We start from the raw sequence: 8,543 nt of genomic DNA on the forward strand, positions 1-8,543 counted from the left end.
GTTGCTCGCCGGGCAGAGTCCGACCGTCTTGGGCCTCTCGTCAGCACGGGCGAGCTTGCCCAAATCGTGGCTAACGTCGTCAAAACCCGTGAGAAGGGCAAGGATCCGGCAACCCGCACCTTTCAGGCTATACGGATTCACGTCAATCAAGAGCTTGCGGAGCTGCAAGTCGTTCTAGAAGCAGCATTGTCGTTGTTGGAACAAGGGGGGCGGCTGGTGGTCATCAGCTTTCATTCGCTCGAGGACAGGATCGTCAAGCGATTCATGCAGGCGCACGCGAGCACGCCGGCGGTTGACCGCCGGCTGCCGATCCGTGCGGTCGACCTGCCCAGCCCTCCGCTCAAGATCATCGGCCGTGTATTCGCGAGCGACGCTGAAGTCGCCGCCAACCCGCGCGCCCGTTCTGCCGTGATGCGCGTGGCGGAGCGGATCGCACCATGAACCGTCTCAACATCTTCCTGCTGATGATCGTGATGGGCTGTGCGTTGTCGGTCGTCAACGCGACCAATCAGCAGCGTCAAATTTTTATCCAGTTGCAGCGCGCGCAATCGCAGGAGCGTCAGCTGCAGCAGGACTATTCGCAACTTCAGTATCAGCAGAGCGCGCTGTCGAAAACCTCGCGCATCGAGCAGATCGCAACCTCCTCGCTGAAAATGCAATCGGTCACGACCGGCCGCACTCAGTACCTGACGCTCGCCCCCGGCGCCGCGACGGCGCTGGACGCGCCCATTCCGACTTCCGCTCCGGCCTCGGCGCCGGCGGCGACCCGTCGCGGAGGCACGCGATGAAAAAATCGTCGTCGGCGCACAAGAGCGTCGCGTTTTCGGCCAACCCGATCCTGTCGGTGCGTCTGCCGATGTGGCGCTCGAAGCTCGTCGTGTTCATGCTGTTCATGGCGTTCTTTGCGCTGGCCGCGCGCGCGTTCTGGATTCAGGGACCGGGCAACGCGTTCTATCTGAAGCAGGGCGAAATCCGCTATCAGCGCCGCATCGAACTGCCGGCCACACGCGGCAAGATTCTCGATCGCAACGGCCTCGTGCTCGCGACGAGTCTGCCGGTGCGCGCGATCTGGGCGATTCCCGAGTCGGTGCCGGACGACCTCGGCGCGGACAAGCTCGACTCGCTCGGCAAGCTGCTCGGCATGACCACCAAAGAGCTGCGCACGAAGCTGTCGGAAGACAAGACCTTCGTCTACGTGAAGCGCCAGGTGCCGCTCGACGTCGCCGCGAAAGTCGCCGCGCTCGACATCCCCGGCATCTATTCACGCGAGGAATACAAGCGTTTCTATCCGGAGGGCGAGATCACCGCTCACTTGATCGGCTTCACGAACGTCGAGGACGAGGGCCAGGAAGGCGTCGAGCTGGGCGACCAGAAGCTGCTCGCGGGCATGTCGGGCAGCCGCCGCGTGATCAAGGACCGGATGGGCCACATCATCGAGGATGTGGACGAGCAGGTCGTGCCGCACAACGGCCGGGACGTCGATCTGTCGATCGACAGCAAGATCCAGTACATCGCCTATACGAACCTGAAAGCCGCGGTTGAGAAGTTCAAGGCGAAGGCCGGCGCGGCGATGGTGATCGACGTGCGCACCGGTGAAGTGCTCGCGCTCGTCAATTACCCGACCTACAACCCGAACGACCGCTCGCGCCTCACGGGCGAGCAGCTGCGAAACCGCATCCTGACCGATACGTTCGAGCCCGGCTCGATCATGAAGCCGTTCACGATCTCGCTCGCGCTCGATCTGCACCGCGTGACGCCGACTACACTGGTGGATACGGGCAATGGGCACTTCGTTCTCGACGGCGCGCCGATCACCGACGATAGCGCCTTCGGCGTGCTCACGGTCGGCGGCGTGATCCAGAAGTCGAGCAACATCGGCGCGACCAAAATCGCGATGCAGCTGCGGCCCGAAGAGATGTGGAACATGTACACCAGCATCGGTCTCGGTCAGGCGCCGAAGGTCGGTTTCCCCGGCGCGGCGGCGGGCCGTCTGCGTCCGTGGAAGAGCTGGCGCCGCATCGAACAGGCGACCATGTCGTACGGCTACGGTTTGTCGGTGTCGCTGTTCCAGCTCGGCCGCGCGTATACCGCCATCGCACACGACGGCCAGATCGTGCCGGTGACGATTTTCCACACGCCGACCGACGCACCGGCCACCGGTCCGCAGATCTTCTCGCCGACCACCGCGCGCGAAGTGCGCACGATGCTCGAATCCGTCGTGTCGGCGCAAGGCACGTCGCCGGATGCGGCGGTGCCCGGCTATCGCGTCGGCGGCAAGAGCGGTACCGCGTACAAGCACGGTCCGCACGGCTACGACCACTCCAAATATCGCGCGTCGTTCGTCGGCATGGCGCCGATGCCTAACCCGCGCATCGTCGTAGCCGTATCGGTCGACGAACCGACCGCAGGTAGCCACTTCGGCGGCCAGGTGTCGGGCCCGGTGTTCTCCGGCATCGTCGGCGACACGTTGCGCGCGCTGAACGTGCCGCCCGACATGCCAGTCAAGCAGATGGTGGTGTCCGACGATTCGGCGCCGCCCGCGCCGGGCGCGCCGGCCACGCCGGTGCAGGCGAAGAAATTGTCCACCAACGCTGGCGTGAAAAAGATGACCATTTCCGCCAACTCGAAGACTCACCCGGGAGTCGAGCGATGAGCGCGCTGCGCGAGCAACATCCAGCGCACCGGCAGATCGCCGACGCCCTCGCCTGGCTGCACCAGCGCGTGCAGCCAGGCGCGCATCTGCACGCCGACACGCGCTCGCTCGCGGCCGGCGACGCATTCTTCGCGTACGCGGTTGACGGCGCCGACAACCGGCCGTTCATCGCCAACGCGATCGAGCGCGGTGCGGCCGCGGTGCTGGTGCAGCCCGAAGGTTTCAGCGGCACGCTGGATCCGTCGATCGCGCACGCGGTGCCCGCGCTGAACGAACTTGCGGGCGCGATCGCGAGCGCGTGGTACAGCGACCCGAGCGACGTGATGCTCGCAGTCGGCATCACCGGCACGAACGGCAAGACCTCATGCAGCCAGTGGATCGCTTCCGCGCTGTCCGCGCTCGGCTCGCGGTGCGCTGTGGTCGGCACGCTCGGCACCGGCTTTCCCGGCCAGCTCGCGCACACCGGCTTCACGACGCCCGATGCGCCGCAACTGCAACGCAGCCTCGCGCAATTGCGCGACGCGGGCGCGCAGGCGATCGCAATGGAAGTGTCGTCGCACGCGCTGCATCAGGGGCGCGTGAACGGCACGTCGTTCGACATCGCGGTGTTCACGAATCTTACGCAGGACCATCTCGACTATCACCGCACGTTCGAAGCCTACGAAGCGGCCAAAGCGCGCCTGTTCGCGTGGCCGGAACTGGGCGCGGCGGTGATCAATCGCGACGATGCCGCCGGGCGCCGGTTGCTCGCCAGCACGCAGGGCCACGCGCGCACGATCGCGTATGGTATCGAGCCGCAGCCGGCCGGCCTGACGCAGGCAATGCCGCAGGACATGCCGGCGGCCGACGCGTGGCTGCTCGCCTCGAACGTGCGCGCGACGGCCACCGGCACCGCGTTTCATCTGACCACGTCCGACTGGGGCAGCGCCGACGTCGAAGTGCAAACGCTCGGTCTCTTCAACGTCAGCAATCTGCTCGCCGTGCTCGGCACGCTGCTCGCCGCCGATGTGCGATTCGACGCGGCGCTTGCCGAACTGGCGAAACTCGAGCCGGTGAACGGCCGGATGCAGCGCCTCGGCGGGCGGCTGCAGAACGACGAGCCGCTGGTTGTGATCGACTACGCGCATACCCCCGACGCGCTCGAAAAAACCCTTGAAGCGCTGCGCCCGATCGCGACCGCACGCGGCGGCGAACTGATCTGCATGTTCGGCTGCGGCGGCGATCGCGACGCGACCAAGCGTCCGCTGATGGGAGCGATCGCCGAGCGGCTCGCGGACGGCCTCGTCATTACCAGCGACAACCCGCGCAGCGAAGATCCGCTCGCGATTATCGAGCAGATCGCAGCCGGCATGAAGGATGCATCGACCGCGCGCCGCATCGAGGACCGCGCGAGCGCGATCCTGCAGGCGATCCGTGGCGCCGCCCGCGAAGACGTGATCGTGCTGGCCGGCAAGGGGCACGAAGCGACACAGGAAATCATGGGCAAGAAGCGCGTTTTCTCCGATCAGGACCACGCTCGCCTGGCGCTCGCCGCGCGGGCGACGCAAGCACGCGGAGGTGGCGAATGAGCATGTTCTCGCTACGCGCGGCCGCCGCGCAGATCCCCGGCGCGACGGTGACCGGCGACGACAGCGTGCGCTTCGAGCGGGTCTCGACCGATAGCCGCAGCGCCGGCCCTGGCGATCTGTTCATCGCGATCAAGGGCGAGCGCTTCGACGCGCACGACTTCCTCGCGGACGTGGCGACGCGCAACGTGACGGCCGTGCTGGTCGCGCGCACGCCGGACCGCTGGAACGTGCCGGCGATCCGCGTCGCCGATACGCGCGATGCGCTGGGCGCGCTCGCACGCGGCTGGCGCCGCCAGTTCGACATGCCGCTCGTCGCGGTGACGGGCAGCAACGGCAAGACCACGGTCAAGGAAATGATCGCGTCAATCTTCGCCGCCGCGGTGGGCGCGGATGCGCGTCTGGCGACCGCGGGCAACTTCAACAACGACATCGGCTTGCCGCTCACGCTGTTCCGCCTGCACGCCGCGCATCGGCTGGCCGTGGTCGAACTCGGCATGAACCATCCGGGCGAAACCGAACTGCTCGCGAAGCTCGCCGAACCGACCGTTGCGGTCGTGAACAACGCGCAGCGCGAGCATCAGGAATTCATGGCGACCGTCGAAGCCGTCGCGCTCGAACACGCGAGCGTGATTCACGCGCTGCCGCCCGACGGCACCGCGGTGTTCCCCGCCGACGACGCGTACGCGAGCATCTGGCGGGTGGCCGCAACCGGCAATCGCATCGTCGATTTCGCGCTGAACAACGCACAGCGCACGACCGAAGCCGCGGTGAAAGGCGCGTTCGACGGCAAACACCTGAGCATCGATACGCCGCAAGGCCAGTTCGACGTCATGTTGCAAGTGCTCGGCGACCATAACGCGCACAACGCGCTCGCTGCGACGGCGGCGGCGCTCGCGGCGGGCGTATCGCTCGACGCGATCAAGCGCGGTCTCGAGTCGTTCAGCCCGGTCAAAGGCCGTTTGCAGGTCAAACAGGCCGCGCTCGGCACACTCGCCGGCGCGACCGTGATCGATGACACCTACAACGCGAATCCCGATTCGATGCGTGCGGCGATCGACGTGCTTGCGTCGCGCCCGTCGCCGCGTGTGCTCGTGATGGGCGACATGGGCGAGGTCGGCGACCACGGCCCCGCGTTTCACCGCGAAATCGGCGCGTATGCGAAAGAGCGCGGTATCGACGCGCTGTATGCGATGGGCGACGCGTCGCGCGACGCCTGCACCGCATACGGCGTCCGCGCGCACCACGTCGCCGATGTGGGCACGCTGGTCGCGCAACTGCAGCAGGCCGGCTTCGGCGCTGCCGCAACGTTTCTCGTGAAAGGCTCGCGCTTCATGCAAATGGAGCGCGTGGTGGACGCCGTGACGAGTCCACAACCCAACGCTGCGGGCACGACGCCCGCCGCACATTGAAATAAGAAGGACCAAGCATGCTACTGGCGCTGGCGCAATGGCTGCAGAATGACGCAACCTTTTTGCGCGTGTTCAGTTATCTGACGTTCCGCGCGGTGATGGCCACCATCACCGCGCTGTTGATCGGGCTCGTCTGCGGCCCGGCTGTGATTCGCAAGCTGACCGCGATGAAGGTAGGCCAGGCCGTCCGTACCGACGGTCCGCAAACCCACCTCGTCAAATCCGGCACGCCGACGATGGGCGGCGTGCTGATTCTGCTCGGCATCGCAGTGGCCACGCTGCTGTGGGCCGACCTGACCAACCGCTTCATCTGGATCGTGATGCTGGTCACGTTCGGGTTCGGCGTGATCGGCTGGGTCGACGACTACCGCAAGGTCGTCTACAAGGACCCGCGCGGCATGTCGTCGCGCGAGAAGTACTTCTGGCAGTCGGTGATCGGCCTGTTCGCGGCGGTCTATCTCGCGTTCAGCGTGTCCGAGGCGAACAACGTGCGGGTGCTCGACCTGTTCATGGCGTGGGTGCGCAGCGGCCTGTCGATGGGGCTGCCCGCGCGCGCGGACCTGCTGCTGCCGTTCTTCAAGTCGATCACCTATCCGCTCGGCGTGTGGGGCTTCATCGTGCTCACCTATCTGGTGATCGTCGGCGCGAGCAATGCGGTGAATCTGACCGACGGCCTCGACGGCCTCGTGATCATGCCGGTCGTGCTGGTCGGCGCATCGCTCGGCGTGTTCGCATACGTGATGGGCAGTTCGGTGTATTCGAAATACCTGCTGTTTCCGCACATTCCGGGCGCTGGCGAACTGCTGATCTTCTGTTCGGCGATGGGCGGCGCGGGCCTCGCGTTCCTGTGGTTCAACACTCACCCGGCGCAGATGTTCATGGGCGACGTCGGCGCGCTCGCGCTCGGCGGCGCGCTCGGCACGGTCGCGGTGATCGTCCGTCAGGAAATCGTGCTCTTCATCATGGGCGGCATTTTCGTCGCCGAAACGCTGTCGGTGATGCTGCAGGTCACGTGGTTCAAATACACCAAGCGCCGCTACGGCGAAGGGCGGCGCTTTTTCAAGATGGCGCCGCTGCATCACCATTTCGAATTGTCAGGCTGGAAGGAAACGCAGGTGGTCGTGCGTTTCTGGATCATCACGTTGATGTTGTGTCTGTTCGGTTTGTCCACGCTCAAACTGCGTTAAGCGGCAGGTATTAAAGGAAGCAGGCGATGTTCGGCGAGAAGTTTCGGGATCGGCAAAAGCCGATGGTGCTCGTGCTGGGACTGGGTGAATCCGGTCTCGCGATGGCGCGCTGGTGCGCGCGGCACGGCTGTCGGCTGCGTGTGGCCGATACCCGCGAGGTGCCGCCGAACCTGTCCGCGCTCGAAGCGCACGGCGTCGATGCCGATTTCGTCGGCGGCCCGTTTTCGCCGGTGCTGCTCGAAGGCGTGGAGCTGGTCGCGATCAGTCCGGGCCTGTCGCCGTTTGCCGCCGAACTGCTGCCGCTGATCTCCGCCGCGCGCGAGCGGGGCATCGCCGTGTGGGGCGAGCTCGAACTGTTCTCGCACGCGTTGCGCGCGCTCGGTGAATCCGGCTATGCGCCGAAGGTGGTCGCGATTACCGGCACCAACGGCAAGACCACGACGACGAGTCTGACGGGGCTGCTGTGCGAGCGCGCGGGCAAGAAGGTCGCGGTGGCGGGCAACATCAGCCCGTCGTTGCTCGACAAGCTAAGCGAAGCCATCGACAACACCGCACTGCCTGACATATGGGTGCTCGAACTGTCGAGCTTCCAGCTGGAGACGGCCCACACGTTCGCACCGGATGCGGCGGCCGTGCTGAACATCACCCAGGATCACCTCGATTGGCACGGCGGACTCGATGCGTACGCGGCGGCGAAGGGCCGCATCTTCGGTACACAGACCGTGCGCGTGCTGAATCGCGACGACGCGCGCGTGATGGCGCTGGCCCCCGCGAGCGCTGACGCCGAGATCGTCACGTTCGGCGTCACCGAGCCGAAGAACGACGGCGACTACGGGCTGCTGCGCGAGAACGGCATGCTGTGGCTCGTGCAGGCACACGATCGCGACGCGATCGACGAACCGGTAACCAGGCGCCGTCGCAAGAACGAAGAGGCCGCGACGCCGGACATCGGCTTCAAGCGCCTGATGCCCGCCGACGCACTGCGGATTCGCGGCTTGCACAACGCCGCCAACGCGCTCGCCGCCTATGCGCTCGCGCGCGCGATTGGTTTGCCCGGCGCGCCGTTGCTGCATGGGCTGCGCGAATATCACGGCGAGCCGCATCGGGTCGAACTGATCGCGTCGATCGACGGCGTCGACTACGTGGACGACAGCAAGGGCACCAACGTCGGCGCGACGGTCGCCGCGCTCGACGGTCTCGCGCAGCGCGTCGTGCTGATCGCCGGCGGCGACGGCAAGGGCCAGGACTTCGAGCCGCTCGCCGCGCCCGTGATGCGCTGGTGCCGCGCGGTGATGCTGATTGGCCGCGACGCGCCCCGGATCCGCGCCGCGCTCGACCATAGCGGCATCGCGATGACCGACCACGCGACGCTCGAAGAAGCGACGCGGGCCGCCACCGCATTGGCGCAACCTGGCGACGCCGTGTTGCTGTCGCCGGCGTGCGCGAGCTTTGACATGTTCAAAGGTTACGCCCATCGCGCGCAGGTGTTCCGCAGCACGGTGGAAGACATCGCGGCAGAACGGGGGACGATGATATGAGCTGGTCAGAACGCTTCGGTTCGCGCCTGGCCGGCTCCCGTGCCGGCAATGGCGATACGGGTAGCACGGGCCGCGCCTCAGGCCGCTCGGGCGGCAGTGGTCTCGCGAGTGCCGTGAACGGCGTTCGTCCACTGCGCTCGCGGATGCTCGACTACGATCACTCGTTGCTGTGGGTGGTCGTCGCGCTG

Annotated in this window: 7 protein-coding genes and 1 pseudogene; all 8 read left to right on the forward strand. The window is 66.3% G+C overall.

The features are described 5' to 3' along the window. On the forward strand, window positions 1-441 hold a 441-nt coding region (gene mraW / locus VGH68_RS08455; protein ID WP_331603127.1), incomplete at its 5' end, for a 16S rRNA (cytosine(1402)-N(4))-methyltransferase. Beyond that, complete coding sequence (gene ftsL / locus VGH68_RS08460; protein ID WP_331603128.1) at window positions 438-788, forward strand: cell division protein FtsL; 351 nt, start codon at window positions 438-440, stop codon at window positions 786-788. The genes mraW and ftsL, both read left to right, overlap by 4 nt. Next, window positions 785-2,653, forward strand: coding sequence for a penicillin-binding protein 2 (locus VGH68_RS08465; protein WP_331603129.1), 1,869 nt, complete (start codon window positions 785-787; stop codon window positions 2,651-2,653). The genes ftsL and VGH68_RS08465 overlap by 4 nt, the downstream gene beginning before the upstream one ends. Then, a complete protein-coding gene (locus VGH68_RS08470) occupies window positions 2,650-4,221 on the forward strand; it encodes a UDP-N-acetylmuramoyl-L-alanyl-D-glutamate--2,6-diaminopimelate ligase (protein WP_331603130.1) in 1,572 nt (523 codons plus the stop codon). The genes VGH68_RS08465 and VGH68_RS08470 overlap by 4 nt, the downstream gene beginning before the upstream one ends. Next, a complete protein-coding gene (locus VGH68_RS08475; protein ID WP_331603131.1) occupies window positions 4,218-5,630 on the forward strand; it encodes a UDP-N-acetylmuramoyl-tripeptide--D-alanyl-D-alanine ligase in 1,413 nt (470 codons plus the stop codon). The genes VGH68_RS08470 and VGH68_RS08475 overlap by 4 nt, the downstream gene beginning before the upstream one ends. 17 nt (window positions 5,631-5,647) lie before the next feature. Next, the gene (mraY, locus tag VGH68_RS08480; protein ID WP_331603132.1) at window positions 5,648-6,817 is read left to right on the forward strand and encodes a phospho-N-acetylmuramoyl-pentapeptide-transferase; all 1,170 of its coding nucleotides are present in this window, start codon (window positions 5,648-5,650) and stop codon (window positions 6,815-6,817) included. Between the two features lie 26 nt (window positions 6,818-6,843). After that, window positions 6,844-8,355, forward strand: coding sequence for a UDP-N-acetylmuramoyl-L-alanine--D-glutamate ligase (gene murD, locus VGH68_RS08485; protein ID WP_331603133.1), 1,512 nt, complete (start codon window positions 6,844-6,846; stop codon window positions 8,353-8,355). After that, window positions 8,352-8,543 (forward strand): annotated as a pseudogene (locus VGH68_RS08490) (cell division protein FtsW); the annotation flags it as partial. The gene murD and the pseudogene VGH68_RS08490, both read left to right, overlap by 4 nt.

The organism is Paraburkholderia sp. (assembly GCF_036488505.1).
In the GTDB taxonomy this organism is placed as follows: domain Bacteria; phylum Pseudomonadota; class Gammaproteobacteria; order Burkholderiales; family Burkholderiaceae; genus Paraburkholderia.

What these genes read in the sequence shown, in the direction of transcription:
- ftsL (WP_331603128.1), top strand. Translation starts at nt 438, where the DNA reads ATGAACCGTCTCAACATCTTCCTGCTGATGATCGTGATGGGCTGTGCG.
- murD (WP_331603133.1), top strand. Translation starts at nt 6,844, where the DNA reads ATGTTCGGCGAGAAGTTTCGGGATCGGCAAAAGCCGATGGTGCTCGTG.
- mraY (WP_331603132.1), top strand. Translation starts at nt 5,648, where the DNA reads ATGCTACTGGCGCTGGCGCAATGGCTGCAGAATGACGCAACCTTTTTG.
- VGH68_RS08470 (WP_331603130.1), top strand. Translation starts at nt 2,650, where the DNA reads ATGAGCGCGCTGCGCGAGCAACATCCAGCGCACCGGCAGATCGCCGAC.
- VGH68_RS08465 (WP_331603129.1), top strand. Translation starts at nt 785, where the DNA reads ATGAAAAAATCGTCGTCGGCGCACAAGAGCGTCGCGTTTTCGGCCAAC.
- VGH68_RS08475 (WP_331603131.1), top strand. Translation starts at nt 4,218, where the DNA reads ATGAGCATGTTCTCGCTACGCGCGGCCGCCGCGCAGATCCCCGGCGCG.